The organism is Traorella sp. mt218, assembly GCF_055420025.1.
On sequence record NZ_JBVAYM010000017.1, the window covers coordinates 27,497 to 53,960 of the forward strand.

Annotated in this window: 32 protein-coding genes, 1 tRNA gene and 1 riboswitch; of the genes, 29 read left to right on the forward strand and 4 right to left on the reverse strand. The window is 38.8% G+C overall.

The features are described 5' to 3' along the window. Positions 1 to 7: 7 nt before the first annotated feature. The 8 genes from ACZYT3_RS09190 to ACZYT3_RS09225 all read left to right on the forward strand — a co-directional run bounded on the left by ACZYT3_RS09190 (position 8) and on the right by ACZYT3_RS09225 (position 5,536). Entirely contained in the window at positions 8 to 1,204 is a 1,197-nt protein-coding gene (locus tag ACZYT3_RS09190; protein WP_464088435.1) for an MFS transporter, read from the forward strand. Positions 1,205 to 1,385: 181 nt separating this feature from the next. Further along, positions 1,386 to 1,589 (forward strand): 50S ribosomal protein L31, encoded by a 204-nt coding sequence (gene rpmE / locus ACZYT3_RS09195; protein ID WP_071441214.1) that lies wholly within the window; start codon positions 1,386 to 1,388, stop codon positions 1,587 to 1,589. A 73-nt stretch (positions 1,590 to 1,662) separates the two neighbouring features. Next, the gene (locus tag ACZYT3_RS09200) at positions 1,663 to 2,259 is read left to right on the forward strand and encodes a thymidine kinase (protein WP_464088436.1); all 597 of its coding nucleotides are present in this window, start codon (positions 1,663 to 1,665) and stop codon (positions 2,257 to 2,259) included. A gap of 50 nt (positions 2,260 to 2,309) precedes the next feature. Then, positions 2,310 to 3,380, forward strand: a complete 1,071-nt coding sequence (gene prfA / locus ACZYT3_RS09205) for a peptide chain release factor 1 (RefSeq protein WP_294560549.1) — start codon at positions 2,310 to 2,312, stop codon at positions 3,378 to 3,380. Between the two features lie 2 nt (positions 3,381 to 3,382). Beyond that, positions 3,383 to 4,237: a peptide chain release factor N(5)-glutamine methyltransferase gene (prmC, locus tag ACZYT3_RS09210; protein WP_464088437.1), complete on the forward strand. Its 855-nt coding sequence runs from the start codon at positions 3,383 to 3,385 to the stop codon at positions 4,235 to 4,237. A 58-nt stretch (positions 4,238 to 4,295) separates the two neighbouring features. Continuing rightward, a complete protein-coding gene (locus ACZYT3_RS09215; protein ID WP_464088438.1) occupies positions 4,296 to 4,523 on the forward strand; it encodes a DUF6440 family protein in 228 nt (75 codons plus the stop codon). A 415-nt stretch (positions 4,524 to 4,938) separates the two neighbouring features. Further along, complete coding sequence (locus ACZYT3_RS09220) at positions 4,939 to 5,151, forward strand: helix-turn-helix transcriptional regulator (protein WP_464088439.1); 213 nt, start codon at positions 4,939 to 4,941, stop codon at positions 5,149 to 5,151. After that, positions 5,141 to 5,536, forward strand: a complete 396-nt coding sequence (locus ACZYT3_RS09225) for a DUF2178 domain-containing protein (RefSeq protein ID WP_464088440.1) — start codon at positions 5,141 to 5,143, stop codon at positions 5,534 to 5,536. Before ACZYT3_RS09220 ends, ACZYT3_RS09225 begins: the two co-directional genes overlap by 11 nt. Before the next feature lie 269 nt (positions 5,537 to 5,805). On the opposite strand, the gene ACZYT3_RS09230 is transcribed toward ACZYT3_RS09225, so the two are convergent. After that, positions 5,806 to 5,882 (reverse strand) — tRNA-Pro (locus ACZYT3_RS09230). A gap of 110 nt (positions 5,883 to 5,992) precedes the next feature. After that, a riboswitch (FMN riboswitch) is annotated at positions 5,993 to 6,111 on the forward strand. 81 nt (positions 6,112 to 6,192) lie between these two features. On the opposite strand from ACZYT3_RS09230, the gene ACZYT3_RS09235 reads away from it, so the two are divergent. From ACZYT3_RS09235 to ACZYT3_RS09295, 13 genes are all read left to right on the forward strand, one after another. After that, on the forward strand, positions 6,193 to 6,834 hold the full coding sequence (locus tag ACZYT3_RS09235) for an ECF transporter S component (protein ID WP_294560544.1): 642 nt from the start codon (positions 6,193 to 6,195) through the stop codon (positions 6,832 to 6,834). A 16-nt stretch (positions 6,835 to 6,850) separates the two neighbouring features. Next, positions 6,851 to 7,306 (forward strand): pyridoxamine 5'-phosphate oxidase family protein, encoded by a 456-nt coding sequence (locus ACZYT3_RS09240; RefSeq protein WP_294560542.1) that lies wholly within the window; start codon positions 6,851 to 6,853, stop codon positions 7,304 to 7,306. Between the two features lie 83 nt (positions 7,307 to 7,389). Continuing rightward, a complete protein-coding gene (locus ACZYT3_RS09245; protein ID WP_464088441.1) occupies positions 7,390 to 7,767 on the forward strand; it encodes a hypothetical protein in 378 nt (125 codons plus the stop codon). A gap of 28 nt (positions 7,768 to 7,795) precedes the next feature. Next, on the forward strand, positions 7,796 to 7,990 hold the full coding sequence (locus tag ACZYT3_RS09250) for a DUF1146 domain-containing protein (protein WP_464088442.1): 195 nt from the start codon (positions 7,796 to 7,798) through the stop codon (positions 7,988 to 7,990). 7 nt (positions 7,991 to 7,997) lie between these two features. Beyond that, positions 7,998 to 8,600 carry a lactate utilization protein gene (locus ACZYT3_RS09255; RefSeq protein ID WP_294560537.1) on the forward strand — a complete coding sequence of 201 codons (603 nt, stop codon included), beginning with the start codon at positions 7,998 to 8,000 and terminating at the stop codon, positions 8,598 to 8,600. A 1-nt stretch (position 8,601) separates the two neighbouring features. Beyond that, complete coding sequence (locus ACZYT3_RS09260; RefSeq protein ID WP_464088443.1) at positions 8,602 to 9,261, forward strand: non-canonical purine NTP pyrophosphatase; 660 nt, start codon at positions 8,602 to 8,604, stop codon at positions 9,259 to 9,261. Continuing rightward, on the forward strand, positions 9,258 to 9,734 hold the full coding sequence (locus tag ACZYT3_RS09265) for a pyridoxamine 5'-phosphate oxidase family protein (protein ID WP_464088444.1): 477 nt from the start codon (positions 9,258 to 9,260) through the stop codon (positions 9,732 to 9,734). The genes ACZYT3_RS09260 and ACZYT3_RS09265 overlap by 4 nt, the downstream gene beginning before the upstream one ends. A gap of 91 nt (positions 9,735 to 9,825) precedes the next feature. Beyond that, a complete protein-coding gene (locus ACZYT3_RS09270; protein ID WP_294560531.1) occupies positions 9,826 to 10,353 on the forward strand; it encodes an HD domain-containing protein in 528 nt (175 codons plus the stop codon). A 103-nt stretch (positions 10,354 to 10,456) separates the two neighbouring features. Next, positions 10,457 to 11,293 (forward strand): Cof-type HAD-IIB family hydrolase, encoded by an 837-nt coding sequence (locus tag ACZYT3_RS09275; RefSeq protein WP_464088445.1) that lies wholly within the window; start codon positions 10,457 to 10,459, stop codon positions 11,291 to 11,293. A gap of 323 nt (positions 11,294 to 11,616) precedes the next feature. Next, entirely contained in the window at positions 11,617 to 13,401 is a 1,785-nt protein-coding gene (locus ACZYT3_RS09280; protein WP_294560528.1) for an ABC transporter ATP-binding protein, read from the forward strand. Beyond that, a complete protein-coding gene (locus ACZYT3_RS09285) occupies positions 13,394 to 15,235 on the forward strand; it encodes an ABC transporter ATP-binding protein (protein ID WP_464088446.1) in 1,842 nt (613 codons plus the stop codon). Before ACZYT3_RS09280 ends, ACZYT3_RS09285 begins: the two co-directional genes overlap by 8 nt. After that, complete coding sequence (locus ACZYT3_RS09290) at positions 15,222 to 15,731, forward strand: N-acetyltransferase family protein (protein WP_464088447.1); 510 nt, start codon at positions 15,222 to 15,224, stop codon at positions 15,729 to 15,731. The genes ACZYT3_RS09285 and ACZYT3_RS09290 overlap by 14 nt, the downstream gene beginning before the upstream one ends. A gap of 145 nt (positions 15,732 to 15,876) precedes the next feature. Next, positions 15,877 to 16,791, forward strand: coding sequence for a hypothetical protein (locus tag ACZYT3_RS09295; protein ID WP_464088448.1), 915 nt, complete (start codon positions 15,877 to 15,879; stop codon positions 16,789 to 16,791). A gap of 44 nt (positions 16,792 to 16,835) precedes the next feature. Here ACZYT3_RS09295 and ACZYT3_RS09300 read toward each other — a convergent pair whose 3' ends face one another. Genes ACZYT3_RS09300 through ACZYT3_RS09310 form a run of 3 tightly spaced genes read right to left on the reverse strand, consistent with a single transcriptional unit; the run spans position 16,836 to position 20,905 of the window. Next, entirely contained in the window at positions 16,836 to 18,722 is a 1,887-nt protein-coding gene (locus ACZYT3_RS09300; RefSeq protein ID WP_464088449.1) for an ABC transporter ATP-binding protein, read from the reverse strand. A gap of 1 nt (position 18,723) precedes the next feature. Next, complete coding sequence (locus ACZYT3_RS09305; protein ID WP_464088450.1) at positions 18,724 to 20,478, reverse strand: ABC transporter ATP-binding protein; 1,755 nt, start codon at positions 20,476 to 20,478, stop codon at positions 18,724 to 18,726. Beyond that, a complete protein-coding gene (locus ACZYT3_RS09310) occupies positions 20,441 to 20,905 on the reverse strand; it encodes a MarR family winged helix-turn-helix transcriptional regulator (protein ID WP_464088451.1) in 465 nt (154 codons plus the stop codon). The genes ACZYT3_RS09305 and ACZYT3_RS09310 overlap by 38 nt, the downstream gene beginning before the upstream one ends. Positions 20,906 to 21,040: 135 nt before the next feature. Here ACZYT3_RS09310 and ACZYT3_RS09315 point away from each other — a divergent pair, with 135 nt between their 5' ends. The 8 genes from ACZYT3_RS09315 to ACZYT3_RS09350 all read left to right on the forward strand — a co-directional run bounded on the left by ACZYT3_RS09315 (position 21,041) and on the right by ACZYT3_RS09350 (position 26,324). Further along, entirely contained in the window at positions 21,041 to 21,922 is an 882-nt protein-coding gene (locus ACZYT3_RS09315) for a LysR family transcriptional regulator (protein WP_464088452.1), read from the forward strand. 234 nt (positions 21,923 to 22,156) lie between these two features. Continuing rightward, positions 22,157 to 22,993: a UDP-N-acetylmuramate dehydrogenase gene (gene murB / locus ACZYT3_RS09320; RefSeq protein WP_464088453.1), complete on the forward strand. Its 837-nt coding sequence runs from the start codon at positions 22,157 to 22,159 to the stop codon at positions 22,991 to 22,993. A gap of 31 nt (positions 22,994 to 23,024) precedes the next feature. Continuing rightward, positions 23,025 to 23,441, forward strand: coding sequence for a 2-thiouracil desulfurase family protein (locus tag ACZYT3_RS09325; protein ID WP_294561170.1), 417 nt, complete (start codon positions 23,025 to 23,027; stop codon positions 23,439 to 23,441). An 80-nt stretch (positions 23,442 to 23,521) separates the two neighbouring features. Then, a complete protein-coding gene (locus ACZYT3_RS09330; protein WP_071441233.1) occupies positions 23,522 to 23,788 on the forward strand; it encodes an HPr family phosphocarrier protein in 267 nt (88 codons plus the stop codon). 65 nt (positions 23,789 to 23,853) lie between these two features. Then, positions 23,854 to 24,276 (forward strand): hypothetical protein, encoded by a 423-nt coding sequence (locus ACZYT3_RS09335; protein ID WP_294561169.1) that lies wholly within the window; start codon positions 23,854 to 23,856, stop codon positions 24,274 to 24,276. A gap of 129 nt (positions 24,277 to 24,405) precedes the next feature. Beyond that, the gene (locus ACZYT3_RS09340; protein ID WP_464088454.1) at positions 24,406 to 24,924 is read left to right on the forward strand and encodes a hypothetical protein; all 519 of its coding nucleotides are present in this window, start codon (positions 24,406 to 24,408) and stop codon (positions 24,922 to 24,924) included. Beyond that, positions 24,914 to 25,375: a dCTP deaminase/dUTPase family protein gene (locus tag ACZYT3_RS09345; protein WP_294561167.1), complete on the forward strand. Its 462-nt coding sequence runs from the start codon at positions 24,914 to 24,916 to the stop codon at positions 25,373 to 25,375. The genes ACZYT3_RS09340 and ACZYT3_RS09345 overlap by 11 nt, the downstream gene beginning before the upstream one ends. 100 nt (positions 25,376 to 25,475) lie before the next feature. After that, positions 25,476 to 26,324: a phosphatase PAP2 family protein gene (locus tag ACZYT3_RS09350; protein WP_464088455.1), complete on the forward strand. Its 849-nt coding sequence runs from the start codon at positions 25,476 to 25,478 to the stop codon at positions 26,322 to 26,324. The last annotated feature ends 140 nt before the right edge of the window (positions 26,325 to 26,464 follow it).

Here is a 26,464-nt window from a genome sequence, read left to right on the forward strand (position 1 = left end):
GTGAAGTATGAAAAAGATTTCGATTCGCCGCTTATTTATCATGATCGTCCTATATTCATTAGTTGCGAATTTTGCTCATCCGATAACACCGACCTTTATCCAAAATCTGCATCTTAATGATTATATGTTTGGTGTGGCCTTTGCCTGTATGGCTCTTACTAACTTTCTTTTCTCACCCTTTTGGGGCAAATTTTCAAAAAGTGTAGGAACCGCTCGTATCACCGGCTACTGTTTCTTTGGATATTCTTTTGCGCAGGCCCTTTTCAGTATGTCGACGAGCGAATGGCAGATCATCGTGGCACGTCTTATCGGAGGCTTTTTCATCGGCGGTATTTCTGTTTGCAACATCCTTTATGTCATTGAAAATTCATTAGATGAAAAGAAAGGGCAGGATCTGGCAACCAGTGTTACGCTCAATGCGATATTCTCAGCTTTCGGATATATGATCGGAGGCTTTTTAGGAGATATCTCACTTCCGTTGACATTTATATGCCAGGTGGCAGGTTTGGCATTGATCGGGGTACTCTATTTATTGTTTTTAGGTGATGCACCGACCAGTGAACGCTTTTCATGGAAAAGTCTGCTTCACCAATCCAATCCTTTTCAGGCCATTCTTGACTCACGCCATATCATGACGATGGCTATCTTTGTCTTTTTGGTAGTCTGTGCAGCGACTTCCTTTGCCAGCACATGTTATGAACAATGCTTCAATTATTTCATAAAAGATCAGTATGGCTTTCCGCCATCATATAATGGATTATTAAAGGCAGCGGTTGGCTTTATTACCTTGCTTGCCAATTCTACGATCTGTGTGCTGCTGATGAAGAAAACAAATATCCTAAAATCGATCATTCCTGTTTTAGGTATATGCTTTTTGATGATGATAAGCATCATCATCCTTGATAATGTCGTTCCGTTTATTATCATGAATGTAGTCTTCTTTGGCTTTAATGCTGTTTATCAGCCGTTGCTTCAGGCCATGATCTCATTGTTTGCGAAGCCGGATGAGAATGGTCTGATGGTAGGTGTCTATAATTCGATGCGTTCTTTAGGCATGGTGGGCGGTTCACTGTTTGCAGGATTTATTTATGAAATCGGTCCTAAGCTCTCTTTTGTTTCCAGTGCGATAGCTTTTCTGATTTCGGTAATATTTGCTGTTATATCCTATCTGTTGATGAATAAGAAAGTACAGCGTACTTTATAAGACCTCTTTTGTTTGTGAATCGCCCACACCGTAAGAATGATTTTAAATAAATAAAGGAAACGATGGCTCTTATTGATGAAAATATCACAAAAAATACTTGATTTAGCTTTCTTTTGATGGTATCATGTATTAGCACTTACTTTGGGTCGATCAGACACTCAAGGCGGAAGGAGAATGAAAGATGAAAAAAGGAATTCACCCTACTTACAATCGCATTACTGTGAAATGTAGTTCATGCGGCGCTGAATTTGAAACAGGTTCAACAGCTAAGTCATTGAGAGTTGATACTTGTTCAAACTGTCACCCATTCTATACCGGAAGACAGAGATTTGCAGCTGCTGCAGGTAGAATTGAGAAATTCAATAAGAAATACGGACTTAAATAAGAAAAAGAGGACATTAAGTCCTTTTTTCTTTCACAAGATTTGTGTATAATGTATGGGTATTCGAGGTGAAATTATGTATCAACAATATAAAGAGGGCTGGATCGAAGTTATTACCGGCTGTATGTTTGCGGGCAAGACCGAAGAGCTGATCCGAAGGATCAATGTTTTACATTTTGCGAAAAAGAAGATCGTCGTATTTAAACCGAGCATTGATAATCGTTATAGCGTGGATAAGGTGGTTTCGCATGCCGGTACGAGCGTTGAAAGCTATGCAATCAAAGATTCTGCCGAAATCTTGAAGCTTTGTAAGGATGCGGAGGTCATTGCGATCGATGAGGTACAGTTTTTTGATGAGGATATCGTCGATATCTGCAACTATCTTGCCGATCAGGGAAAACGTGTCATGTGTGCCGGCTTGGATATGGATTTTCGTGGTGAACCATTCAGCATCATGCCAAGACTGGTCACTCAGGCCGAGTTTGTAACGAAGCTGACAGCCGTATGTACAAAATGTGGGGCACCTGCTACCCGTACCCAGCGCATCATCAATGGAAAACCGGCAAATTATAAGGATCCGATCATTCTTGTAGGTGCCAGTGAATCATATGAAGCCCGTTGTCGTCATTGTCACTGTGTTCCGGGAAAAAAGACGATCGGTGGGAAATCTTAAAATGAGCCATCTATAATTTTATTTATTAGAAGGAAAAGGAGGGAACATTCATGAATCCAATGATAGAAAGACTTGAAAGCATTGTTTCTCGATATAATGAATTGGGTGAGCTTTTATTAAAGCCTGAAACACTGGCGGATAATCGCTTGATGGCAAAGTATGCCAAGGAACAGGCTTCTTTGACACAGGTCGTTGAAACATATGCGGAATATAAAAAAGTAAATGAAGAATTAGAAGCAGCACATGAACTGCTTTCAGAAAAAGATGAAGAAATGAAAGAAATGGCGAAGATGGAAATCGAAGAATTGGAGCCTAAGAAAGAAGAGCTTCATCAGAAATTAGAAATCTTACTGATTCCTAAAGATCCGATGGATGAAAACAATGCCATCGTGGAAATTCGTGGAGCAGCCGGCGGTGATGAAGGAAATATTTTTGCGGGTGATTTATTCCGTATGTATAGCCGCTATGCGGAAACAGTCGGCTGGAAGATAGAAGTGATGGAAGAAAGTCCTGCGGAAGCAGGTGGTTTTTCACTGATCAGTTTTATGGTAAAAGGACCGCATGCTTATGGTGCCTTAAAATTTGAAAGTGGCAGTCATCGTGTGCAGCGTGTGCCTAAGACCGAATCGGCAGGAAGGATCCATACTTCCACGGCTACGGTACTGGTATCACCGGAAGTCGAAGAGGATGATTTTGATATTGATCCAAATGACCTGGAAATCGAAACCTGCCGTTCAAGCGGAGCAGGCGGACAGCATATCAATAAGACTGATTCTGCCGTTCGTATCGTTCATAAGCCGACAGGCATCGTCGTAAAATGTCAGGATGGCAGAAGCCAACACGCAAATAAAGAAACAGCCATGCGTCTGATCCGTGCCCGTGTTTATGAAGATCATATGGAAAAAGAAGCGGCTAAGGCCGGTGAAGAGAGAAGAAATAAGATCGGTACGGGAGATCGCAGTGAGAAGATTCGTACCTACAATTATCCTCAAAACCGTGTGACAGATCATCGTATCAACTTTACATTGAATCAGCTGGATCGTGTGATGGAAGGCAAGCTCGGTGATATTCTGGCTGCCTTAGAGGAATATGACCAGAAATTAAAGCTGGCAGGAAAATAAACATGAATTATCGTGAATGTCTGATGAATGCGAAAAAGCAGATGGTGGCAAGAAACCTTTCGGAAAATGCCGCCATGCTTTTGATGATGGAAATCACCGGTAAAGAAAACCATGATCTCTATATGGAATTTGAGGATGAGATCAGTGAAGATATCCTTCAGGAATTTAATGAGAAATTTGCCTTATTGCTGACAGGAGAACCTTTACAGCACATCTTAGGCTATGAGTATTTCTATGGCTATAAATTTATTGTCAATGAAGATGTCTTGATTCCACGTCCTGAAACAGAGGAATTGGTTGCGAATGTTTTGGCTTATTATGATGAATATTTCGGTGGCCAAAAAGTACAGGTATGTGATATCGGTACCGGGAGCGGTGCCATTGCCATCACCCTGAAAAAAGAAGAGGACAACCTTCAGGTGACAGCCAGTGATATTTCAGAAAAAGCTATTGAAACAGCTAAGAAAAACGCACAAAATCTCAATGTTGATGTGACTTTCTTAGTAGGGGATATGTGTGAACCACTCATCGAAAAGAATATAAAGGTCGATATTCTTGTTTCAAATCCTCCCTATATTCCCATTCATGAGGAAGTGGAACATAGCGTCAAGGATTATGAGCCTCATGTAGCTTTATTTGGCGGTGAAGATGGATTAAAATTTTACCGGATCATCTTTGAAAGAAGTCAGTTTTTATTAAAAGAAAAAAGCATGCTGGCCTTTGAAATGGGTTATGACCAAAAAGAACGTCTAAGCGCATTGGCTAAGCAATATTTTCCAAACAGCCGTATTGAAGTCATCAAAGATATGAGCGGTAAAGACCGCATGTTATTTATCTTTAATCATATAGGAGAGTAATCTCCTTTTTTTGTACATTATGACAATAATGTGAGATTTGTTGATGATGAGGATGAAGATGAGTAAAATATCAAAAGAAATATGGTTCATGAACCATGATTCAGGAGGTAATTTGATGGATCGTTTTAAGAAAACTTATGTGCAGGGAAGTCTTGAAGTATTTGAAATCTGGGTAGATACAGTAACAGGTGTCAATTATATATTTCATAGAAACGGAAATGCCGCAGGCTTTACACCCTTGCTTGATGAAAACGGACAACCGGTCGTAACGCCTGATTTTGAATAAAAAGGTAACTCAAATAAAACATATTTTGAATATTAAAAAAGAAAATGACTTTAAATTGACCTTAAAAAGTCAAAGAATGGGTCATTTTTTTACTTGGGTAGAAAGAATCATGCAATTTGACGATTAAGACTTATAATATGTTTCGTTAGTTCTTTTGGCTTGTATTTTCTTTCTATCATTCATGACAATATCAGTGGAAATACCCAAAGCAGGCTTTTCATCAGTGCTCATCCTATTGAAAGGTGTTTAATCTGATATTTCAATATGGATACAGGAGATGAATAATATCAGAAAGATCGCTGAGGAAATTTTGTTACGGATATAAAATAAAAAATGGAAAGTATGCTTGACATAAAATGTTTATTTGTTATAATGGGAATATGGAAAGTAAACTTTCCATAGGAAGGAGGACATTTTGAAAAACCGATTGGAAGAATTACGAAAGCAGAGAGGTATCAAGCAAGAAGAGTTAGCTGCCGCACTAGAAGTATCTCGCCAAACAATAGGTTCTTTAGAGAATGGACGATACAATCCTTCAATTTTATTAGCTTTTAAAATTGCAAAATACTTCCACATGAACATTGAAGAAATCTTTATCTATGAGGAGGAAAAAGAAGATGAAAAATAAAAATCAAATTTGGTATATGGGTTATATCCTTTCATTATTGTTAGTCCTTATTATTCTTTTTACAGATTTTTCAAAAATGGCAGACATTGGTCTTGCGATTTTATTTAGTGCAATTTGTGGTGTTTCCCATGTTCAAATTTTGCATGACAAGATGATGAAAAATGATGCCGATTATAAAATAAGTGTTATGGACGAACGTAATATCATGATTAAGGAAAAAGCAGGAAATGTGACCAATATAGTGAATACAATCTTATTAGGTTTATCAACCGTCATATTTATTTGCTTAGATTATGTAATTCCGGCAATGATCACTGGAGCAATCATTACCGTTCAACCCGTTATATTAATTATTGTTAGTAATGTGCTTGAGAAAAAAATGTAATTAGGAACTGGAATTGAGTTTATATTAGGAAATTTTATTTTTGATTGGCAGGCAGGTGATGAAAGAAATCTGAATTTTATAGAAAAAGATGAATAAGGATATATAAAATTGATATCTTAATTTTAAAAGATTGATAAAATATAATATGAATTCATGGTTTCAGAATAATTCGATAAAGAGGTTTCTATCATTGGAGATCTCTTTTGTTTATATATCACTCAGACAGGGTTTGAATAAAAAAAACGGGTTTCAACCCGCTTACAATTTCATGGTCGGGATGACCGGATTTGAACCGACGACCTCTTGTTCCCGAAACAAGCGCACTACCAAGCTGTGCTACATCCCGATTGCTTTATTATTGTACTTCGCTAAGCAAATTTTTTCAATAGTTATTTTAATTTTATTTTAAAGGGGCTTTACAAGTCCTTATAAGAGGAGTATTATAAAAATGCATAAAATAAACTTCAGGGCAGAGTGAAATTCTCTACTGGCGGTATACTCCGCGAACCAAGCAATTGGCCGAATCGGTGAAACTCCGATAGCAACAGTTATAGTCTGGATGAAAGAAGAGTATTTTGTTGTATTCCTAATATAGCAAGTACACGTACCTAGAAGGATATTTTAGGCACGTTTTTCTTTGTGATAGGAGGGATATGATGAATACAAAGAAAATTACTACGATCGGTATTCTTTGTGCCATGGCTGTTGTTATCAATGTACTGGTTCATTTTCCAATGGTGCCGGCTGTTTCCTTTTTGAGCTATGACCCAAAGGATATCGTCATCGTGATCGGTGGTTTTATTTATGGACCGATGGTTTCACTTTTGATGAGCGGCATCACTTCAGTGTTGGAGCTGATGTACCGTGGAGGAACGATCCTGGATGTTGTGATGAACATGGTATCAACTTGTGCTTTTGCTTGTACGGCAGCCTTTATCTATAAGAAGCTGCATACGAAAAAAGGAGCCTTGATCGGTCTGGTATCAGGTGTCATCTGTACGGTGATCATGATGGTGATCTGGAATTATATCGTTACTCCGATCTATTATGGCATGCCAAGAGAAGCGGTCATTGCCATGATGGTACCGGGAATCATTCCGTTTAACCTTTTAAAGAGCGGCTTAAATGCAGGTATCACATTATTTCTATATAAGCCTGTTGTTTCTGCTTTGCGTTATACAAATCTTGTTGACAAAAAGGAAGGTTCAGAAAACAAGTATTTAGGATTCCTGATCTTAGGCTTATTTATTTGCGCAACCGTTATCTTTGCGGTCATGGCCATTCAAGGAATCATATAAGGAAAGGAGTATGTTTATGGAATTTAATGAAGCAAAAAAAATAATGGATCAAAAGTTAGGCGATTGGAAGATCATGGCACTGGCAAGCTGTGTGGATAATTATCCGATGGTTCGCAACGTCAGCTGTATCTTCTATAATGATAAGATCTATTTTAAAACGGATAAGAATTTCCGTAAGACACAACAGCTTTTTCAAAACAACCGGGTAGCAATGTGCTTCAATGGTGTTCAGGTAGAAGGTATTGCGAAAAATCTGGGATTGGTCGTAGATGAAGAAGGACGTACATTTGAAAAGAAATATAAGGAATATCTATGGCAGAGCTATAATGCTTATTCTCATGTCGATACAGAAATCCTGATTGAAGTAACTCCGCAGTTTGTAGAGATCTGGGATGAGGATGAAAATCGCAAGGCTTTCCAGCTTTTCATTGATTTTAATACAAAAGAAGTCACTTATAAACCATACGATTAAGGAAACAAAGCATTTGATGGTCATCATTGAATGCTTTTTGTATATTTTTATATTTTTTGGGGAATATCTAATTAGGTGATCTTATGCGGAAAGTGATTTTATCTGTCTTACTCTGTTTTTTCTTTTTTAGTATGCCTGTGGAATCGAAATCAAAGGATCTTCGTTTTATCATCGTATTTGATTCAAAGGAAACTCAGTTGATCGAGAGAAAAAAGGAAATCGTCGATCTTGTCAATGATATGTTGGATCATGTCAGTGAGAATAGCTTTTATGAATGGCTTGAGGGTGCGACAGATGAATTAGAAACAGAAAGCAGGAAGGTATATTTCTATAAATCAACCTTGTTTTTTTATCTGGGTGATACCAAGGGAATTAAAATTGAAGGAAGCTTTGTAAGGAATAGCTTTTGTATGGCTGAAGTAAAGCCTAAATCTTTTATAAGGAAATGGTTTAACTTTTAGTGTATAATGATGATGTGGAGGTTTTGATATGAATCTGTATAAAATCTTAAGTGTTGTCATTTATTTATTTAGTTTTGCCTTTGCTTTCATTGGACTGAGCAGTATTCAGTTTGAAAAATTCTGTAATGTAAAGAAGCCGGTACAGGTACAGGTGCTTTTATTTGCGTTTTCGATGGAATTAGGTTATCTGATTGCGCAATTTTTAATGATGTTTGTGATGTGAGGTAGTTATGAATATAGAAGAATTAAAAAGAAATTGTGAATTAAATCGTTTTTGCTTTGATTATGTGGAAACCGTTGAAGAATGTCGTGAACTGGTCGGTCAGCTGATTCATGAAGGGGATGTTGTCAGTCATGGCGGAAGCGTCACCTTAAGTGAATGTGGAATCATCGATCTTCTAAGAAGCAGGAAGGATATCACCTATTTGGATCGTGAGAACTGCGAGGATGTACAAAAGCTCTATCGTGAATGTTTTAGCGCAGATGTCTATCTGACAAGCTCAAATGCGATCACTCAAAAGGGTGAATTATATAATGTAGATGGCACCGGTAATCGTGTGGCAGCCATGATATTCGGTCCTAAAAAGGTAATCGTGATCGTAGGGATCAATAAGATCGTTGAAAATATCGAGGATGCAGTTAAAAGGGTCGAAGAAATTGCGGCTGTGAAAAATAATATTCGCTTACATAAAAATAATCCATGCGTACAGGTCGGACACTGTGTACACTGTAATTCTCCGATTAAGATCTGTCGTGAATATACAGTAATTTCAAGCAGCTATACACCTCAGCGGATTCATATCATATGTGTGAATAAGGAATTGGGATATTGATATGAAGATCGTTATAGGCAGTGCTTCTATGGCGAAGAAAAGATATTTTGAAGAGTATTTTAAAGATTACGACTGTGAATTTGTGCTGGGGAAAGATCTGGGAATCGAAGAGCCGGTAGAATATGGGGCGACCTCTTATGAAAATGCACTGATCAAGGCACGCCATTATTCACAAAGAAGCGGTCTTTCGGCCATTGCACTGGACAGCTCGATTCTGTTTTTAGATTATCCTTACGATGATCCCATCCAGGCAGGCTCACATGTGAAAAGTCCGCAGGGAAAAGAATTGAGTCCGATCGAGATGAAAGACTATTATCAGCAGCTGGCTCATGAACATGGCGGAAGGCTTCGCAGTGCATGGATCGATGCTTATGCACTGGTCGGGGATAATTTTGAATATTGTCGTGATTTTAAAGATGTTTCAGAAGATCAAAGCTTCTATTTGTGTGATGAAAGCCATGAGAAATTCATTGCTTCCCAGCCTTTAGACAGTATCTCAAAAAATTTTGCTGGCGTATTTTACTATGATCTTGATGATATTGATGAAGAAAGTCTTCTGATCAAAGATGAGCATGATCAAAGCAAATATCAATTATTCGTAAGAGAGGTCATTTGTGAGATGGCCGGACTATTAAAATTGAGAAAAAGAGGTAACATATGAAAGAAATGAGACGTTTTAAACAGAAAATGGATGAAAAAGAAATCATAGAGATATTAGATCGTAATACACATGGTGTATTATGTGTGTATGGGTTAGAGGGATATCCGTATCCTATTCCTTTGAGCTATGCACGAGTCAATCAGACATTATATTTTCATTGTGCAAAAAGCGGTCATAAGATCGATGCGATCATAAAAAATCCCAAGGTATCTTTTTGTGTGGTGGATGATGATACGATCGTACCTGAGAAATTTACTACCTATTATAAGAGTGTCATCGTTTATGGAACGGCATTTCTTGTGGATGATGAGGATGAACGCAGAAAAGCCTTTGATGCCTTGGCGGATAAGTATTCTAAAGAGATTGCCCGGCATCTGAAAGATGAAGAAATACGAAAAGCAGGTCCTGCAGCCTTGATCGTACGCATTGATATCGAACATATGTCAGGAAAAAAAGCGATCGAATATGTTTAAAAGAAATTTTGTCAGCCAAAGTGAAGATTCTCAAAATTCCTGTGACATTTATCGACAAAATATGTATAATAGAACATGCAGGAGGGATTTGATGCCGGATAAACAGCTCACATTATTTTCTGAAACAGTGCTTCAATTAATGAATGAAGGAAAGCTGCAGGTGATGAAGGATTATATCCAGCATGGCAGCATTACGACCCTGGATCATTCCTTGATGGTGGCTTATTATAGCTGGCGGCTGAATCAACGATTAGGCTTGAAGGCAGATGAAAGCTCATTGATCCGAGGAGCGTTGTTACATGATTATTTTCTGTATGACTGGCATGTGGCAGAAAAGTGGCATCGGTTCCATGGATTTCGTCATCCTGCATTTGCACTTAAAAATGCTCGTCAGGATTATCAGTTAAATGAAATTGAAGAAGAAATTATAAAGAAGCATATGTGGCCGCTGACGATCATTCCGCCTACTTGCAGGGAAGCATGGATCGTGAATGCGATGGATACTTTTTCATCTGTTGTTGAAGTTATGATGGAGTATCGTTTATTTTCTGTTTTGAAAAGAAAATGGTATGAACGTTTAGATGAAACGGTTTTTAAAGATTTTAAAAAAATACATTGAAAGAGTGTTGTCTGGCAATGATTTTCATGGCCTGAACAGCACTTTTATATTGAGCGTTACAAATGAAAAAGAGATGATATAATATATCTGTTTAGGAGGTTGTATGGAACGTAAGGTCATTTTTATTGATGTAGACGGAACGCTTGTGGATTATGAGAATGTTCTTCCTGCAAGCGCAAAAGAAGCAATCGTGAAAGCAAGAAAAAACGGTCATCGTGTTTATATTTGTACGGGAAGAAGTAAAGCAGAAGTCTATGATGAAATTTGGAATATTGGCTTAGATGGGATGATCGGAGCAAATGGTGGCTATATAGAAGATCAAGGACAAGTCATCTTAGATCTGATGCTTACTTATGATGAATGTAAACATATCGTGGACTGGCTGAAAAAGAGAAATCTTGAATTTTATCTGGAAAGCAAAAACGGCTTGTTTGGCAGCGAAAAATTTGAAGGAAGAGGTGAACCTGTCATTCAAGAGTATAGCCGTCGCAAAGGAAAGGATCATGCGGAAATGATGCGTGTCCGCGATGCTTTTCCGGATATGATTTTCAATGCGCCTTTATATCGTGATGATGTTAGTAAGATCAGCTTTATCTTAAACAGTTATCAGGATCATCTTGATTCGATAAAAGCATTTCCTGATTTAAAATGTTCAACATGGGGAGGCAAGGGAGAAGTTGCCTTGTTTGGAGATATCGGTGTGAAAGATGTGACAAAGGCTTATGCGATCGAGAAGCTGTTGGGACATATCGGGGCTGATAAAGAGGATACGATCGCTTTTGGTGATGCAAAGGTAGATATACCGATGCTTGAATACTGTCAAATCGGAGTAGCGATGGCTAGTGGCGGAGAAGAAATCAAGGCTATGGCAGATATGGTAGCAGATGGCGTGGATGAAGACGGTCTTTATAAGGCTTTTGTCAGGCTGGGTCTGTGTTAGGACTGGTCTAAAAGCTGAAGAATGATTGAAATGTAAATTTTGTATGAAATATCGAATACTCATAATAATTGGAAAAAATAGTCTTGCATTTCAAAATGTTTAATAGTATGATGGAAGAGGCTGTACAAAAGTACACAAGAAAGGAGGTAAACACATGTTCATGTTTAAAGATTTATTTGCGAATGAATTAAATTGTGCTGATACTGAATTTACGAGTGTATTTTTTCGTTGTACGATAGAGGTCAGGACTCATTGACATATCATATCGTAGAAAAATAAAGGCGCACTTGTGTGCACTTTTTTTGTAGTTAAGGGGGGATCATATGAAGGACTTAAAATTTATTATACGGTTTTCTAAACCTCATCAGTTCAAAGTAGCAGCGATCCTGATTGATGTTGTCATCTATGTTGGGGGACTTCTGGCAGCACCGCTGATTCTTTCGTATATGATTGATAATGTGATTCAGGGCATTCCTTTGGAAGAAGGTCTGGTATTGAATATCGTTAATGCTTTGGGTGGAATCGAACATTTGCGTGCGAATCTTTGGATCGGCGGCTTGCTGGTGATCGCAGCTTATGCACTTGTTGGTTTTGGGATCCATCGGAGGGCAAGGAATTGCGGTATCTTATCAGAAACATTTTCAGAGAATGTCCGTAACGAGCTTTATGATCATATGCAGAAGCTTCCGTTTCGCTATCATAAGATGAAGGATAGTGGGGATCTGCTTCAGCGGAGTACCTCTGATATTGATACGATAAGAAGATTTTTGGCCGGTCAGATTTCAGAATTATTATATTCGATCATTATCATTGGATTGAGTGCGGCTGTTTTATTTTCAAGAAATATTACCTTGGCACTCATTGCTTTATGTATGACGCCGCTGACCTTTCTTGCCACGTATATTTTTTATAAGGTATCGAAGAAAGCCTTTCTTGAATGTGATGAAAGTGAAGCCAGAATGATGGCGGTAATTCAGGAAAATCTGAATGGTACACGTATCGTTAAGGCATTTAATCAGGAAATTCATGAAATCGAGAAGTTTGAAACAGCAAATGAAGAATTTAGAAATTTGCTTTATCGGATGATTCATGTCTTGGCGATTTATTGGTTCGTGAGTGATCTGATCGGTACGATCCAGATATTCATCATGGTGCTGGCAGGTATCTTTATGGCGATGAATGGTCAGATTACCGTAGGTACTTTTTCAGTGTTTATTTCTTATGAAAGCATGATCATATGGCCGATTCGTCAATTAGGACGTATTATATCGGATATGGGTAAGATCAGTGTTTCGATCAGTCGTATCCAGGAAGTATTGAATGAAGAATGTGAAGACCTGGAAAGTGGCTGTAAACCGGAAATTGTCGGTGATATTGAATTTTCACATGTGAATTTTGCCTATGCAGATGCATCAATCGCAACCCTGCACGATATTTCTTTCCATATCAAGGCTCATACCAAGGTGGCTATCATGGGACCGACGGGCAGCGGTAAAAGCTCTTTGATCCATTTGTTGAATCGTATTTATGATTATGACAGCGGCAGTATTAAGATCGACGGTATTGATATTCGCGATATCAATAAGTCGTGGTTAAGAAAAAATGTACAGATCGTTTTACAGGAACCGTTTTTATATGCAAAGACGATCAAGGATAATATTTCTGTGGCTACTTCATCTTCCTTTGAAGAAATACGCAGTGTGGCAAAGACAGCAAGCATTGATCATGTCATTCAGGAATTCGAACAAGGCTATGATACGGAGGTCGGTGAAAAAGGTGTCACGCTTTCCGGCGGACAGAAACAGCGTGTGGCCATTGCCAGAACATTGATCTTAAAAAGTCCGATCGTTGTCTTTGATGATTCCTTGAGTGCCTTGGATTCTAAAACAGATGCCGCCATTCAAAAAGCTCTGAATGAACTGGATTATCCGGTAACGACGCTCATGATCACACATCGTATCAATTCGGCGAAGAGTGCCGATCAGATCATCGTATTAGATGAAGGACGTGTCGTTCAACAGGGAACCCATGATGAATTGATCCGGCAGGAAGGCATATATAAACGTATCTATGAAATACAAAACGAAGGAGGTGATTCTCTTGAGTAGTATCTTAAAGGAAAAGGAATATACAACAGAAAAGTTTGATCTGGTCTTATGGAAAAAGCTGTTTAAGATATTATGGGAACATAAGAAACTGGTGATCTGGCTTATCGTCTTTAATATTTTTATTGCTGCTAATGATGTTATCTTTCCTCTTTTAAATCGTAGTGCGATCAATGATTTTGCGATCAATAAAGGAGAAAATGCCAATCTTACGCTTTTCTGCATCATCTATATCGGTATGATCGCTTTTAAATCGTTCTGCCTGTTTTCATTTTTCAAGTATGCAGGACATGTGGAGAGTGATTTTGGAAAGAATCTTCGAAAGAAGTGCTTTGACCATGTACAGCAGTTATCCTTCCCGTATTTTGACCGTACAGCCAACGGGTGGATCATGGCAAGAATTTCATCGGATTGCAGCAGGATCGCCGAAACCTTGGCATGGAGCTTTGTTGATTTGATTTGGGGTGCTTTTTTGATCGTTGAACTGACGATCGTCATGCTGGTCATTGATTGGAAGATGGCACTTGCGGTTTTGGTGATCGTACCAATCTTATTTGTCGTTTCTTTGTATTTTCAAAAAAGGATCCTGCGGGAACAAAGGGCGACCCGTAAGGCGAACTCCTTAGTAACGGCCGGTTTTTCAGAAAGCATCAATGGTGCAAAGACGACAAAGACTTTGGGCGTAGAAGAAAGAAATTTTGAAGAGTTTATGGAAAAGACGCATTCTTTTAAGATGCATTCCCTAAAAGCAGTTTATCTGAATTCTATCTTTCAGCCGATCGTCTTTTTATTGGCAGCTTTAGTCATTGCGATGCTGATGACGATTGGCGGACAGGAAGTCTTATTAGGGACGATTGAGTTTGGTACGCTTTCATTGTTCATCAATTATGCCGATCTTTTCTTTGAACCGCTTAAACAGATTGCGAGGATCATGAGCGAGGTTCAGGTAGCACAGGCAAATGGGGAACGTATCATATCACTGATTGAAGAACCGATCGAAATACAGGATCGTGCGGATGTCATTGAAAAATATGGAACATTATTAGCACCGAAGGTTGAAAATTATGAGGAATTGAAAGGGGATATTGATTTTAACCATGTTGATTTCTACTATAATGAAAATGAACCGGTATTACGTGATTTTGATCTTCATGTCAAACAGGGAAGCATGGTTGCCCTGGTAGGTGAAACCGGAAGCGGAAAGAGTACGATCGTTAATCTTTTGTGTCGTTTCTATGAGCCTAAAAAAGGTGAGATATGGATCGATGGTCATAATGTGCAGGATCGCAGCATCGGCTGGCTTCATTCCAATATCGGTTATGTCCTGCAGTCACCTTCGCTTTTTTCCGGAACGATCTTAGATAATATTCGCTTTGGGAAGCCTGAGGCAAGCAAAGAGGAAGTGGTTGCGGTAGCCAAGCTGATTCATGCACATGAGTTTATCATGAAGATGGAAAAAGGGTATGAGAGTCAGGTAGGTGAAGGCGGAGATCTGCTTTCAACGGGTGAAAAGCAATTGATTTCATTCGCCAGAGCGCTGTTATCAGATCCGCGAATCGTAATTCTTGATGAAGCAACAAGCAGCATTGATACGGAAAGTGAAAAACTGATCCAGCATGCGATCGTGACCTTATTGAAGGATAGAACGAGCTTTGTTGTGGCACACCGTCTTTCTACGATCGTTGATGCCGATGTGATATTGGTATTGGATCATGGAAGAATCATGGAAAAGGGTACGCATAGTGAATTAATGAAACTTAAGGGCATGTATTATGAATTGTTTACCTCACAGGCAATTGCCGAAAAAACGCAGGAGGTCTTACATGAAGAAGAATAGCATAGAAGTAAAGTTAAAACACTATGCCGATGAATATGAAGATGAAGTATTGAAGGATATTATTTCTTTTTGGAAGACTCATAATTGTGAACCTTCCAAAGAGGAAGCTTCAGAGGATCTGAAGCATTGGACAAGTAAAGGACATTTGCTGTTTCTTATTTTTGCGGATGACCATATGTGCGGCTTTGTTCATTTAGGAAGCCGGGGCGCGAAAATCGACTGGCTGGAGGATATTTTTGTACGAGCAGAGTATCGCGGCAAGGGCATTGGTTCTCAAGCGATTGAATGGATATGGGAATATATTCGTAGGCAAGGATTGGAAACTCTTTATTTAGAGGTTGTCCCGGCGAATATCGAAGCCATTCGTCTATATCATAAATCAGGCTTCACCAATCTGAATACATTGACGCTGAACCGGTCCGTAAAGAAAAAAGAAATGATAGGTGAAGAAACGATACATGGCTTTACCTTTAAAACATATTTGCCGAATAAGTGATGAACTGATCTTATAGAAAAAGACAAGCCTTAGGGTATTGTCTTTTTTTATGATCCGTATATAAGCAAATTATAAAAAATTTTTTGAATTATTTTTGGGAAAAATGAAGCTTAACTGCATATAAAAGAGTAGGAGGTAAAACTTTATGCAGAAAAAAGCTTCGCTTGATCAATCCTTTAAACATATCCTAAGATATAAGATCGTATTGGCTTATATCATGAAAGATTATCTGGAAGAATATATGAATGTTCCGATCAATGAGATCATGGAATGCATTGAACCAAAAGGAGATGTGCCTTTACATAAACATACTGTCAGCGGCCATCGAAATGAAAATAATGAGGATGATACCAGCATCTTCTTTGACTCGCTTGTCTATGCTTCTTTACCGCAAGACAAGGGTAAGATTGCCATGATCCTCAATCTGGAAGCCCAGGGAGAATTGAAAGGAAAAAGCCATGTCCTAAGCAGGGCACATTACTACAATTCCCGTAATACATCGATGCAGGTAGAAGAATTATTTAATCATGCGCAGTATGATGATATCGTGAAGGTAGTATCGATCTGGATCGTGTTCAATGCACCGAAGTACAAGCAGGGAAGTATCAACCGGTACCGGATGGTGGAGGAGCATATCATCGGGGAAGCATGTGAGGAAGAAAAATATTTTGATAAGCAGCAGATCCTTGTGTTATACTTAGGATATAAGGAAAGCGAAAAAGTATCAATGAATATCTTACGGGTGATGGCAGACAATATGCCATCAGAAGAAAAGATAGAAAGACTGAAGAAGTATGATGTAAAGCTAACGGGGAAAGAGGAAGAGGAGGTCAGCCGGATGTGTGATTATGGTGCATATGTAGAGAGCATAGGGATTGAAAAGGGCTTAAAACAAGGAAAACAGGAAGGACTGAAAGAAGGAAGCATTTATGGTACTTTAGAAGCGATCAAAAGCTTAACAAAGACATTACGATTAAGTGTGGATGAAGCGATGGATGCTTTACAGATACCAGCTGAAGAGAGAAATAATTATTTAAAACTGCTGGAAAAATCATGTTAATGTATAATAAAAAGGACTGTGATGTCCTTTTTATTTTACCTATATTAAGAAGCAGCAATCGCATTACCTGTATAAAGCTGATAATAGCGTCCTTTTTGTTCGATCAGCTGATCGTGGGTACCACGCTCGATGATGCGTCCTTGTTCCAATACCATGATACAATCTGAGTTTTTAACGGTTGACAGACGATGGGCGATGACAAAGGTCGTTCTTCCTTTCATCAGTTCATCCATACCTTTTTGAACCAAGGCTTCTGTTCGGGTATCAATGGAGGAAGTGGCTTCATCAAGGATCAGCACCGGTGGATCCGCAACGGCAGCTCTGGCAATCGAAAGCAATTGACGCTGGCCTTGTGATAAGTTAGCGCCATCTCCGCTTAGAACGGTCTGATAACCATTAGGAAGACGACGGATAAAGTTATCGGCATTTGCCAGCTTAGCGGCGTCGATACATTCTTCATCCGTTGCATCCAATCGTCCATAACGGATATTATCCAGCACGGTTCCTGTAAACAGATGGGTATCCTGCAAGACCATGCCTAATGATCTTCTAAGATCTGCTTTTTTGATTTTATTGATGTTGATGCCATCGTAACGTATCTTTCCGTCTGCGATATCATAGAAGCGATTGATCAGATTTGTAATCGTCGTCTTACCGGCACCTGTACTGCCGACAAAGGCAATTTTCTGTCCCGGTGTCGCATACAGTTTGATATTATGAAGGACGATCTTATTTTCATCATAGCCAAAATCAACATCATCAAAGGTAACATCACCTTCAAGCTTCGTATAAGTGATCGTATGATCTGCTTTATGCGGATGTTTCCATGCCCAAATACCGGTACGCTTTTCAGTTTCACTTAAGCTGCCGTCAGGATTTTCAATGGCATTCACAAGTGTCACATAACCATTATCGACTTCACTTTCTTCATCCATCAGATCAAAGATACGGTTGGCACCGGCCATGGCCATGACGATACTGTTGATCTGCTGGGATATCTGACTTACCGGCTGGGTTGAATTTTTATTCAGTGTTAAAAATGATACAAGGGTTCCAAGCGTGAGCCCCGAATAACCGCCAAGCGCCATGATTGCCCCGATGATGGCACATAATACATAGCTGATATTACCGATATTGGCATTGATCGGCATTGAAATGTTGGAGAAAGTATTGGCTGCATTTGCGCTTGCACGCAGCTCTTCGTTTAAAGCTCGGAAATCCTCCAGGCTTTTTTCTTCGTGACAGAAGACCTTTACGACCTTTTGTCCTTCCATCATTTCTTCGATGTAACCATTTACGATACCCAAATCTTTTTGCTGCTTTGTGAAATAAGTACCAGACTTGCCAGCAATTTTAGATGTAGCGATCAGCATGATACCGATCATGAACAAGGTAACCAAGGTCAATGGAATGTCTAACACGATCATGCTGATAAAGGAAGAAATGATCGTTACGGATGAGTGGATCAGCTGGGGAATACTTTGACTGATCAATTGACGAAGGGTATCGACATCATTTGTATAGATAGACATGATATCACCATGAATATGGGTGTCGAAGTATCTGATAGGTAAAGACTCCATATGTTCAAACAGCTCAACACGAAGATTACGCATCGTACCCTGTGTGATATTGACCATGATGCGGTTATAGGTATAAGCACACAGGATACCGGCGGCATAGATCTCAGCCAAGCTAAGCAAGGCTTTCGCTAAGGAAGCAAAATCAGGATCAGCCGAACGTGTCAAAGGTACGATATAATCATCGATCAATGTCTGCATGAACAGCGTACCATAGAGCGTTGCCAGGGAGGAGCCGATGATACAGATCACCACCAGCAGAAAAGAAAGCTTGTAGTTTTTCAACATATAACCTAATATCCGCTTCATCGTTTTCATGAGGTCTTTCATATTTGTCTTAGGTTTGTTCATTTTATGCTTCCTCCTTTCCGGCTTCATCAAAATCACCGCCACCCTGTGTCTGGGCTTCATAAATTTCACGATACATCTCATTTTCCTTCAATAGGTTTTCATGAGTATCAAAGCCTTTTACAGTACCGTCATCCAGGACTAAAATACGATCTGCATCTTGGACGCTGGAAATTCTCTGGGCAATGATCAATTTTGTCGTACCGGGAATCTTAGTGGCAAAGGCTTGACGTATCTTGGTATCTGTGGCGGTATCGACCGCGCTGGTCGAATCATCCAGGATCAGCACCTTCGGTTTTTTCAGTAAAGCCCTGGCTATGCATAAACGCTGCTTCTGACCACCGGAAACATTGCTGCCGCCCTGTTCGATCCAAGTATCGTATTTATTTGGAAACCGTTCAATAAACTCATCTGCACAGGCCTGCCTGCAAACTTCACGACATTCATCTTCCGTCGCATCCTCTTTGCCCCAGCGAAGATTATCCAAGATCGTACCGGAGAAAAGGACATTTTTCTGAAGAACGACTGCGACTTGGTTACGCAAGGCATCAAGATCATAGCTGCGCACATCCCTGCCGCCTACACAGACGCTTCCCTCGTCAACATCATAAAGACGGCTGATCAGAGAAGCCAGTGTCGATTTACCTGAACCGGTAGATCCGATGACACCGATCGTTTCCCCGGAAGCAATATGTAAATCAATGTCATGGAGAGTTTCTTCACCACTGCCATGCTTATAGGAAAAGCTAACGTGATTAAAATCAATACGACCATCAGCAACTTCCATTTCAGGCTGCTCAGGATTTGTCAGATCACATTTTTCATCTAATATTTCGACGATTCGTCTGCCATTGGCAATGCTCATGGAAATCATGACAAAGATCATGGAAAGCATCATCAGTGACATCAAAACGCTCATGACATAGCTAAACATGCTGGTCAATTCCCCGGTTGTCAGATCACCTATGACGATATAATGGGCACCAAACCATGAAAGAGCAATGATACATCCGTAGACAACCAGCATCATGACAGGATTATTCAACGCTAAAAGACTCTCTGCCTTTACAAAATAACGATACAGATGCTCTGCCGCCTTTTTAAATTTCTGGTCTTCATAATCTTCTCGTACATATGCCTTCACGACACGGATCGCACTGATATTTTCCTGTACGCTGGCATTTAAATCATCATACTTTTGAAATACATAATTAAAGATCTTCGTCGTTCTCAGCATGATAAACAACAAGGCTGCTGCCAGAAAGACAATTGCGATCAAAAAGATCGAGCTCAATGAAGCATTGATGAAAAAGCACATGAACATGCTGCAGATAAGCATCAAGGGTGCTCTTGTCGCAATACGTAAGACCATCTGATAAGCATTCTGAATATTTGTCACATCTGTCGTCATTCGAGTAACAAGTCCGGCCGTTGAATATTTATCAATATTTGAAAAAGAAAAGGTCTGTACATTCTCATACATGGCATCACGCAGATTGCATGCGAAGCCGCTGGAAGCTTCTGCGGCATATTTTCCCGCAAGGACACCAAATACCAAACTAAAAAAAGCCATGACCAGCATAATGCCGCCATAGATAAAAATCTGTGTCATATTGCCGGCTTCGATTCCTTTATCAATGATAGAAGCAGTGACAAAGGGAATCAATACCTCCATCAGCACCTCTAAAGCAGTAAACAAAGGCGCTAAAAACGATGCTTTCTTATATTGCTTTACTTGTGATAAGAGCGTTTTTATCATGTTCATTCCTCCTGTCATCCATGTTTTGAAGCATCTTAAGCAATGTATGCTTACAAAGCTCCATTTCATTTTCAGTTATGTTCAAGCATAGATTCTTTTGCTGCTTCATTAAGCAATCATGAATCATATCCTTTTCCCGATAAGCTTTATCACTCAGTATGATGATCTTCTTTCGTTCATCCTCACGTGAGCTTTCCAGCCTCAAATAGCCTTTATTCTTCAATCCCTTCAAGATCGATGATATAGCTGATTTCGATATCTTAAATGCATCATGAAGCTTTGTTGCATAGACATTTGTTTTTTGAGAGAGCAGATAATCCAAGGTAAACGCCTGTGAAGGGGTAATATCTAACATCTGCATGTTCTTTTTCGCATAAAGCTCCAATGCCTGATTCAATTCTTTGAGAATCAAAACGATATGTTCCATCTATAAGACTCCTTTCTGTGACTATTAGTTAACTTCTTAACATTCAGCACATGTACTATTATAGTAAATTCGCCTTGAAAGAGAATTTAGAAAATGCTATTATTAATAAGTAAAAATTATTAATTGAGGTGTAAGATGAATACTTTCCAACTCTTATGTTTTTTAACGGTCGCCGAAACCTTAAACTTTGCCAGAGCAGCCGAACAGCTACATGTGACCCAGCCGGCAGTGACCCAGCAGATCCATTCACTGGAAAGAAGCTTAAACGTCAAGCTTTTTAAACGTACGACCCGCAGCGTCAAATTGACAGAGGAAGGACGGATCTTTATTCACGATGCCAAGCAGATCGTAGCCCTCAGCCAAAGAGCAATGAAGCGATTTGAAAATCCCGATGACGAACAGCTTCAGTTTTTATCAATCGGCTGTCACAGCTACATCCATCTGCGTTTTTTGCCACCGGTCTTAAGAAAATTAACAAAGCGTTATCCGATGCTGCATCCACGCCTTCACGTCGTTCCTTTTGCACATCTGTATCGTCTTCTTGAAGAAGATGATGTCGATATGATCATCGGCTTCAAGGAACCATCCACAAAGAAAATCAAGGCCAGCTATCGTGAGATTGCTAAAGTGCCGATCATCTGTGCCCTTCCTTTGGATCATCCGCTTGCCGCCAAAAAAGAAGTAACGATAGAAGAATTAACAAAAGAAAGGCTGGTGCTGTTAGATCCTGCCAAGGCACAGGAAGATATTGTCCGTATTCAAGGAGAGCTGATGAGCGGTCGTGCCCTTGCTGATTGTTATTTTTGTGAGAGTGAAGAAACGGTGATGATCCTGGTGCAGGCAGGCTTAGGGATCTCAATCTTGCCAAAGCTTTTTTTGCCGGCAGATATGCAGCTTGCATGGATTCCTATCCGCGATGTCAATGATATTTCTTTTGGCTTTTATTACAAGTCAGTACAGGGCAATGCACCCTTGAAGGATTTTATGGCTTTTATGAAGGATTGTAATCTTTTATAGATAAATATGATGAAAGAGATAACATATGTTCATGATACGTATTTTCATAATAAAAAAATAGAAAAAATTGGCATTTATTTTTGAAATAAAACACATGCATCATTCAAAAAGTACGGAAAACAGTTAAAAAAAAGTATCTCAAAGAGCATCATGACATCTGTGAGATGCACCTGTCCACATTTCATGTCAGGCATTCTATTAGGCATTTATCATATTCTTTCATATAATAAATATATGGACAAGATTGAAATAAGAAGGAATGAATATTTGAAGGAATATACGACTCTTCATATCGGTGGTAAATGTAAAAAGTTATATTTTCCAAAAAATGAAGAAGAAGTAAAAAAAATCCTGGCAAATGATCAGCCGATCATCTTGGGAAATGGCAGCAACGTCCTGATCAGTGATGAAAGAGAATTTGAAAGTGCCATGATCCTGACACAGATGAATCATATTGAATGTAAATCAGAGGTGATCATAGCCGAGGCAGGTGCCAGACTTATGGATGTCTGCCTATATGCTTATCAAAGAGGCTTGAGCGGCTTAGAATTTGCTTATGGGATACCGGGCAGTGTCGGAGGTGCAGTTATTATGAATGCCGGTGCCTATGGCGGTGAGATCAGTGATGTCGTTGAATGTGTAACGACAACAGAAAAGCAATATTCTAAAGAAGCATGTGCTTTCAGCTATCGTCATTCTGTTTTTTCAGATCGCAGCGAATGTATCATCAATGCGGTTTTTCGTCTGAAAAAAGGGGATAAAGAAATGATCCGTATGAAAATGAAGGAGCTGATAGAAAAAAGAATCGAAAAGCAGCCTCTTGATCAATACAGTGCAGGTTCTACCTTTAAAAGAGGGCCTGATTTCTATGCCAGTCAGCTGATCAATGATTGTTCATTAAAAGGATATCATGTCAATGAGGCTGCAGTATCAACGAAACATGCAGGTTTTTTGATCAATCAGGGAGAGGCAAGCTTTCGTGATTTCTTAACGCTGATCTATCAAGTACAAGCAATAGTTTATGAACAGACCTCAAAGCATTTAGAGTGTGAAATAAAGATCATTGAATAGCTGAATATATCAATTGAATCGAGGTGGTAGTATGATTGCAGTCAGTAAATGTCTTTTAGGTGAATGCTGTCGCTATGATGGCAAACATTGCATGAATAAAAAGGTCATTGATTATTTAAAAGATAAAGAATATATTGGAATTTGTCCTGAATGCCTGGGTGGCTTGCCAATACCTCGGCAGCCAAGCGAGATCATTGACGGAAAAGTTTATTCCAGTTCCTTGCAAAGTGTTGATGACGCATTTCACTCAGGTGCCGAAAAAGCTTTACAAATCATCAAAAAGCACGGATGCCGGGTGGCAATCTTAAAAGAGAGCTCACCGAGCTGTGGCGTTCATCAGGTGTATGATGGCAGCTTCAGCGGTAAAAAGATAGCAGGAAAAGGGATTTGTACACAGCTATTGGAAGAAAATGGAATCAGTTGTATTTCAAGTGAAGAATTTGAATGAGAAAATAAGAAATTATGCTTGTAACTGTTTGCAATTTGGGTTAAAATACAAATGATGATTATTTAGGAGGAAATATAAAAATGAAACAAATTACTGTTCAAGTTATTGATCCAGTTGGATTACATGCACGTCCTGCAACGGTAGCTGTAAGCGCTGCAAGTAAATTTAAATGTGAAGTAAGCGTTGCTTTCAAGGGACGCGAAGTTAACATGAAATCTATTATGGGTGTTATGTCACTGGGTATTCCTACACAGTCTGAAATCACGATTACTTTCAACGGTGAAGATGAAGAAGCTGCGATGACAGCTATCGAAGATATCCTTCGTGCCCAGAAGATCATCGCATAATTAAAAGATTAATGAAAACATATCTTCGGATATGTTTTTATTTTAAAAAAGACAGGAGGTTACATATGATCACACGGTATAAATATAAAAGCGATGTTCCTTATAGTCTTCATGATATGAGGATCGAAAGAATCGAAATGATGGATCAATCATTAAAGCTATTTTTTGAACAAGGATATTCTCAATCTTGTGAACCATATAAACAAGTAGACGGAACGATAGTTTTTGAAGAGGCAGATCTTGATTTCTGTTTTGTATATTTGTTAAGCAAGAATGGTGAATTAGGTAAGTTCAATGGAGAAAAATTTACATTACCGGATTTTCTTAAACGTTATGAAGATTTTTCATTTGAAGTTACTGATGAAAATTATGGATATAATTCAGTCGTATATAGCGGATATCTCATATTTCCGGAAAATAATAATGTCGTTGAGGCAACGATTGCCATGTATTATGCAGGAGATATCATTTACGAAACTGAAGAATGATTCATGGAATGTATGAAACAGTTGGTCAAAAGACTGACTGTTTTTTCTTCAGTAAGGCAGATATAAAATTTAAACTACATTTTTAAGAGAGATTATGGTATATTATTAACATTGGAAAAGAGGGATATTATGGATATAGTAAGCTGGGTCGTTATCGTATTGGTGGCAGTCTTTTTAGTGTTTGAAGGAAAGGAAGCATTGAGCGGACTTATCGCAATGCGTAAAAATATCGAACAGATCAAAAAGAATAAAGAAGATGTCCAGATTTATAAGGATTATATGACTTTGGTACTTGCTTATGCAGCGTTCGCAGTGCTCATGGTTGTTTTTGGTGTTTATTTTCTCATGAATCAAAATTATCCGTATGGTTTTATGTTTTTTGTATTGGCTTTCTTCTGTATCGTTTTCATTATCGAAGCTGTTTTGACACGGACCTTAGTTTTATATGATAACGGTTTTCTTTATGCGGGGAAAATGTTTAAATATCGCAGCGTATTGAAAATTGAAGAAAAGAAGAAATTTTTAAAGGGTTATCGTGTAAAGCTTACCAGTGAGGATGAGATATATGTTTCAAAGAAAATAAGACCGTTATTTGAAGAAAAACTGAAGAGCTTTAAGAACAGGAAGAGAGGCAGACATGAGAAATAGAGGTTTTGAGGTTGCGAAAGGCTTTGAGGATAAAGATATTCATCTTCCGCAAAGAAGCACGCAGAGATCAGCGGGTTATGATATCGAGGCTGCTGAGGATTGTGTGATCATGCCGTTTAAATGGGGAGATAAGCCTTTTCTTGTGGAAACCGGACTTAAGGCTTATATGCCGGAGGATGAGTTTTTGATGCTGTGTAATCGCAGCTCGAACCCATTTAAAAAAGGATTGGTCATGGCTAACAGCATAGGTATCATAGATGCTGATTATTATGGAAATCGTGATAATGACGGTGCCATGAAATTTGCTTTTTATAATTTTACAAGCGAACCTGTATCCATTTCTAAACATGAGCGGATCGGTCAGGCCATTTTCATGAAATATCAAAAGGCAGATGATGATCGTTCAGAGGGTGAAAGAAGCGGCGGGTTTGGCAGTACGGATCAAAAGTAAGCGCCCGGCGCTTTTTTTCTTATGGTATGGTGTTATAAAATGAATCGGTTATGGTTGACATTTATTTCTTTTATCCCTATTATTAAAACAGGTGATTGCAATGAAAATTAGAAAAGAATTTCAGATTTTCTTTATCATATTGGTAATGCTTTTGGTTGTTTCTTATTATTTTGATTATAAAATCAGTGATGACTTGTATAATCGTTCTTCACTGATATGTCGAAGCATCCATGTTTTTGCACAGATTCCTGCTTATCTTTTAATGGCTTTTTTCAGTGCAGGTATTTTCAATAGCCGTTCTCGTGATTATTCATCTTTCTCGATGCTTAGTGCAGTGGGAGGCTTTCTATTGACAGCGGTATTTGGTTTTCTTTGCGGATATGTCTTTCTTTATAATTTAGGACTTTATTCGATTACCTTGATCATGGCCATTGATATCGGAATATTTGTATGCTGTTATATGGTGACAAAGCTTATATGTGATCATGATGCTTATGCGCTCAGAAAGGCTTCAAAGCTGGGACTCAGCAGTTTTGCTTTGATTTTGATCATTACATTGACATGTACTGCTTTTGTTGACAGGATTCCTTTCCGCAGGCTGGACGGAACTGTAAACGTATTTAAACCCTGGTATCTTGCAGGTCTTTCCTTTGATCCGATGGGCTTTCTGAATCGCAGCTTTCCATCAATCACGCTGGCCTTATCGAGTGATATCCTGCTGATCAATCTCATACCGCAATTTTCCAGAAGATTCAGAGATAGAAAAACGATTCTTTCAATAATCAGCTTTTCATGGATATTTGTCATTGCGATCAGTCAGATCATCTTAGGATATTCATATTTGAGTGATATATTGATAGGTCTTTTGATCGGATGCATGTCTATTTTCTTATTTTATCTGGTTTACTATAAGAAGAATGATTCTTCTAAAGAAATGATGAATAAATAATTAAGAGCCTTATGAAGTGAACCCTTAAAGTTGGACCAATTTCAATTATATGACAGTGATCATTCAATACAGGATTGCATTGTTAAGAAATTAAAGGATCATAAATAAAAAAATTCCTTTCTTGCATTAAAGAAAGGAAT

Excerpts from the sequence above, each read along its gene's own strand:
- murB (WP_464088453.1), top strand. The coding sequence starts at position 22,157 with ATGGACAAGATTGAAATAAGAAGGAATGAATATTTGAAGGAATATACG.
- ACZYT3_RS09325 (WP_294561170.1), top strand. The coding sequence starts at position 23,025 with ATGATTGCAGTCAGTAAATGTCTTTTAGGTGAATGCTGTCGCTATGAT.
- ACZYT3_RS09335 (WP_294561169.1), top strand. The coding sequence starts at position 23,854 with ATGATCACACGGTATAAATATAAAAGCGATGTTCCTTATAGTCTTCAT.
- ACZYT3_RS09235 (WP_294560544.1), top strand. The coding sequence starts at position 6,193 with ATGAATACAAAGAAAATTACTACGATCGGTATTCTTTGTGCCATGGCT.
- ACZYT3_RS09305 (WP_464088450.1), bottom strand. The coding sequence starts at position 20,478 with ATGATAAAAACGCTCTTATCACAAGTAAAGCAATATAAGAAAGCATCG.
- prmC (WP_464088437.1), top strand. The coding sequence starts at position 3,383 with ATGAATTATCGTGAATGTCTGATGAATGCGAAAAAGCAGATGGTGGCA.
- ACZYT3_RS09340 (WP_464088454.1), top strand. The coding sequence starts at position 24,406 with ATGGATATAGTAAGCTGGGTCGTTATCGTATTGGTGGCAGTCTTTTTA.
- ACZYT3_RS09345 (WP_294561167.1), top strand. The coding sequence starts at position 24,914 with ATGAGAAATAGAGGTTTTGAGGTTGCGAAAGGCTTTGAGGATAAAGAT.
- ACZYT3_RS09270 (WP_294560531.1), top strand. The coding sequence starts at position 9,826 with ATGCCGGATAAACAGCTCACATTATTTTCTGAAACAGTGCTTCAATTA.
- ACZYT3_RS09290 (WP_464088447.1), top strand. The coding sequence starts at position 15,222 with ATGAAGAAGAATAGCATAGAAGTAAAGTTAAAACACTATGCCGATGAA.
- ACZYT3_RS09275 (WP_464088445.1), top strand. The coding sequence starts at position 10,457 with ATGGAACGTAAGGTCATTTTTATTGATGTAGACGGAACGCTTGTGGAT.
- ACZYT3_RS09245 (WP_464088441.1), top strand. The coding sequence starts at position 7,390 with ATGCGGAAAGTGATTTTATCTGTCTTACTCTGTTTTTTCTTTTTTAGT.
- ACZYT3_RS09215 (WP_464088438.1), top strand. The coding sequence starts at position 4,296 with ATGAGTAAAATATCAAAAGAAATATGGTTCATGAACCATGATTCAGGA.
- ACZYT3_RS09265 (WP_464088444.1), top strand. The coding sequence starts at position 9,258 with ATGAAAGAAATGAGACGTTTTAAACAGAAAATGGATGAAAAAGAAATC.
- rpmE (WP_071441214.1), top strand. The coding sequence starts at position 1,386 with ATGAAAAAAGGAATTCACCCTACTTACAATCGCATTACTGTGAAATGT.
- ACZYT3_RS09350 (WP_464088455.1), top strand. The coding sequence starts at position 25,476 with ATGAAAATTAGAAAAGAATTTCAGATTTTCTTTATCATATTGGTAATG.
- ACZYT3_RS09330 (WP_071441233.1), top strand. The coding sequence starts at position 23,522 with ATGAAACAAATTACTGTTCAAGTTATTGATCCAGTTGGATTACATGCA.
- ACZYT3_RS09315 (WP_464088452.1), top strand. The coding sequence starts at position 21,041 with ATGAATACTTTCCAACTCTTATGTTTTTTAACGGTCGCCGAAACCTTA.
- ACZYT3_RS09280 (WP_294560528.1), top strand. The coding sequence starts at position 11,617 with ATGAAGGACTTAAAATTTATTATACGGTTTTCTAAACCTCATCAGTTC.
- ACZYT3_RS09255 (WP_294560537.1), top strand. The coding sequence starts at position 7,998 with ATGAATATAGAAGAATTAAAAAGAAATTGTGAATTAAATCGTTTTTGC.
- ACZYT3_RS09310 (WP_464088451.1), bottom strand. The coding sequence starts at position 20,905 with ATGGAACATATCGTTTTGATTCTCAAAGAATTGAATCAGGCATTGGAG.
- ACZYT3_RS09250 (WP_464088442.1), top strand. The coding sequence starts at position 7,796 with ATGAATCTGTATAAAATCTTAAGTGTTGTCATTTATTTATTTAGTTTT.
- ACZYT3_RS09300 (WP_464088449.1), bottom strand. The coding sequence starts at position 18,722 with ATGAACAAACCTAAGACAAATATGAAAGACCTCATGAAAACGATGAAG.
- ACZYT3_RS09240 (WP_294560542.1), top strand. The coding sequence starts at position 6,851 with ATGGAATTTAATGAAGCAAAAAAAATAATGGATCAAAAGTTAGGCGAT.
- ACZYT3_RS09200 (WP_464088436.1), top strand. The coding sequence starts at position 1,663 with ATGTATCAACAATATAAAGAGGGCTGGATCGAAGTTATTACCGGCTGT.
- ACZYT3_RS09295 (WP_464088448.1), top strand. The coding sequence starts at position 15,877 with ATGCAGAAAAAAGCTTCGCTTGATCAATCCTTTAAACATATCCTAAGA.
- prfA (WP_294560549.1), top strand. The coding sequence starts at position 2,310 with ATGAATCCAATGATAGAAAGACTTGAAAGCATTGTTTCTCGATATAAT.
- ACZYT3_RS09190 (WP_464088435.1), top strand. The coding sequence starts at position 8 with ATGAAAAAGATTTCGATTCGCCGCTTATTTATCATGATCGTCCTATAT.
- ACZYT3_RS09260 (WP_464088443.1), top strand. The coding sequence starts at position 8,602 with ATGAAGATCGTTATAGGCAGTGCTTCTATGGCGAAGAAAAGATATTTT.
- ACZYT3_RS09225 (WP_464088440.1), top strand. The coding sequence starts at position 5,141 with ATGAAAAATAAAAATCAAATTTGGTATATGGGTTATATCCTTTCATTA.